This is a genomic window from Mesorhizobium sp. M1A.F.Ca.IN.020.03.2.1 (genome assembly GCF_004023205.1).
Lineage (GTDB): Bacteria > Pseudomonadota > Alphaproteobacteria > Rhizobiales > Rhizobiaceae > Mesorhizobium.
Genome location: NZ_RZSV01000413.1, coordinates 1 through 2353 on the forward strand (window position 1 = coordinate 1; position 2353 = coordinate 2353).

The 2353-nt window shown below is 61.6% G+C and carries 4 protein-coding genes and 1 pseudogene; 2 read left to right on the top strand and 3 right to left on the bottom strand.

What is annotated here, in order from left to right; translation table 11 throughout:
• Together EOA79_RS33965 and EOA79_RS31465 are read left to right on the top strand one after the other, a co-directional pair.
• A pseudogene (locus tag EOA79_RS33965) lies at nt 1–144 on the top strand (uracil-DNA glycosylase family protein); the annotation flags it as partial.
• Between the two features lie 108 nt (nt 145–252).
• Nucleotides 253–744 (top strand): Lrp/AsnC family transcriptional regulator, encoded by a 492-nt coding sequence (locus EOA79_RS31465; RefSeq protein ID WP_067319982.1) that lies wholly within the window; start codon nt 253–255, stop codon nt 742–744.
• 42 nt (nt 745–786) lie between these two features.
• Here EOA79_RS31465 and EOA79_RS31470 read toward each other — a convergent pair whose 3' ends face one another.
• The 3 genes from EOA79_RS31470 to EOA79_RS31480 form a co-directional block, all read right to left on the bottom strand.
• Nucleotides 787–1359: a DUF3299 domain-containing protein gene (locus EOA79_RS31470; RefSeq protein ID WP_095825463.1), complete on the bottom strand. Its 573-nt coding sequence runs from the start codon at nt 1357–1359 to the stop codon at nt 787–789.
• A 67-nt stretch (nt 1360–1426) separates the two neighbouring features.
• Nucleotides 1427–2131, bottom strand: coding sequence for a DNA alkylation repair protein (locus tag EOA79_RS31475; protein WP_095825390.1), 705 nt, complete (start codon nt 2129–2131; stop codon nt 1427–1429).
• Nucleotides 2132–2137: 6 nt separating this feature from the next.
• Nucleotides 2138–2353 (bottom strand): NAD-binding protein (locus EOA79_RS31480; protein ID WP_164894049.1); only part of this gene is annotated, 216 nt, incomplete at its 5' end.

Genomic DNA, 2353 nt, shown 5'->3' on the forward strand with positions numbered 1-2353 from the left:
GTCTGGGATGCTGCAGCCGGGCCGAAAGTGCTGCCGCTGCCGCATCCGTCATGGCGAAACACCGGCTGGCTGAAGAAGAATCCGTGGTTTGAAATGGATTTGCTGCCATTCCTGCGCTCGGAAATCCGCTATCGCCTCAATTAGGCATCTTGCAAGAAATCACTCGCTTTTGCCGGCATTGGCAGAATTTCTTTCTTGTGAAAGGGCCTGATAAAAAGGATTATAGCCAAACTATTCCGCTGGAGCCTTCCCATGGACCGCCTAGACAGAAAAATTCTTCGCCTCCTGCAGGAGGACGCGACGCTTGCGGTCGCCGATGTCGCCAAGAAAGTCGGCCTGTCGACCACGCCGTGCTGGCGGCGCATCCAGAAGCTCGAGGAAGAGGGCGTCATCCAGCGGCGCGTGGCCATTCTCGACCATGAGAAGGTCAATGTGCGCGTCACCGTCTTCGTTTCGATCCGCACCAATTCGCACAGCCATGAATGGCTGCGGCGCTTCTCCGAGGTCATCCAGGAATTTCCGGAGGTGGTCGAGTTCTACCGCATGAGCGGCGACGTCGATTACCTCTTGCGCGTCGTGGTGCCCGACATTGCCGCCTACGACGCCTTCTACAAGCGGCTGATCGCCAAGATCGAGATCCGCGACGTGTCGTCCTCGTTTGCCATGGAGCAGATCAAGTACACGACCGAGATCCCGCTCGACTACATGATCCTGGACAAGGAGTCGGGGGCCAACGCGGCCTGAGCACGGCGCTCGCGCTTCCCGCTATGCGCGAAGTTGCGAGACCTAGTTCTTCTTTTTGTTGAGGAAATTCCACGGCGAGTTGACCGGGAGCGTGACGGCGTCCGGCACGCTGTCGACATCAGCCACCTCGGCCTTGCGCACGGTATAGCCGGACTGCACGATCAAGACGCCGTCCAGGATGAAGAGTTGGCTCTTCTCCATGCCGGGCTCCAGCACGCCGGTGACGGAGACCGGCTGGTATGCCTCCGCCATCCTGTAAGGATGCGCCGGCGTTACCAGCACGATCTGGTTCGGCGGCGGCGTCGGCATGTGGCTGCAGGCGCCGGTCCAAGGCACCAGCAGGAACTGGTAGACGAGGTCGCCCTCGCGATCGACCGGCAAGGCGTAGCCGGACAATTGAACGGTCTTGTCCTGCAGATTGAGCGACAGTGTCTCACCGTGATCGGGCAGTTTTGCCGCGATCATCGGCAGGTTGGCGTCCTCGGCGACCGCCTGCGTCGCCGGGCGCAAGTCTTTCCAGAAGATATGCGCGACGTCGGCCGCGGCGTCGGCTCTCGCGGTGGCGAGCATAAGCACGATCGCCAGCGTCGCGCTTGATCTGAAACGCCTGCTCATGGTGGTCATCCTCCGCCAGTCCCATTTCGGAAGCGAGTAAAAGCGTCGTGAGCTTACTTCGCTGAGATCACAGTCGTGTGGTCGCGAGCCGTTCGAGCTGTTTGACATCGGAAAGCTCCTTCACCGCGTCCTTGCCGATCCAGCGTGCCGTCTTGTCGGACGACGCCGCCAGTTTCTCGGCCAGCGCAAGGGCAGGGGCGTGCAGCGCCCTCGACCGCTTGCCGATCTGCCGCAGTGCCCAGTTCACCGCCTTGCGCACGAAGTTGCGCGGATCGCCCGCATGCGTCTCGATCAGCGGCAGAGCAGCGAGGAAGCTCGCGTCCGGCTCCTTCTTCAGATGCACCGCCGCCCAGGCCAGCATGGCAAAGGCGGTGCGGCGGACAAACTCGCGCTCGTCCTTGGCGAATTCCTCGACCAGCTCACGCCAGAACGGTGTTTCGGCGAACAGGTCGGCAACGGTATCGACAATCTCCCAACTGTCGAAATCGGCGGCCCAGCGCCGGCATTGACCGATGTCGAGCTTCTTCGGCTCGCCGGTGAAAGCGGCCATCAATCGCGCTTCGCGAATGTCGGTGTCCCACAAGAGCAGTGACCGTTCCTGGTTTTTCTTCAGCTTGCGCGCCAGCGGCCGCAGATCGGAATTGCCGACGCCCAGCGCGGTTCTCGTGTTGATGCCGAATCGAGCCATGCCGGCGCGGTTTTTCTCGCTGCCGATCGAACGCAGATGGGCGACGATCTCGTCGGCGCTCCAACTCGGATCGGGCAGGACCATCGCCGTCTATTTTTCCAGGCGGGCGAGCAAAGAGGAGGTGTCCCAGCGCCTGCCGCCCATGTCCTGCACATCCTTGTAGAACTGGTCGACCAGCGCGGTCACCGGCAGCTTGGCGCCGTTGCGGTTGGCCTCGGCGAGGCAGATGCCGAGATCCTTGCGCATCCAGTCGACGGCGAAGCCGAAATCATATTTTCCGGCGTTCATCGTCTTGTGGCGGTTTTC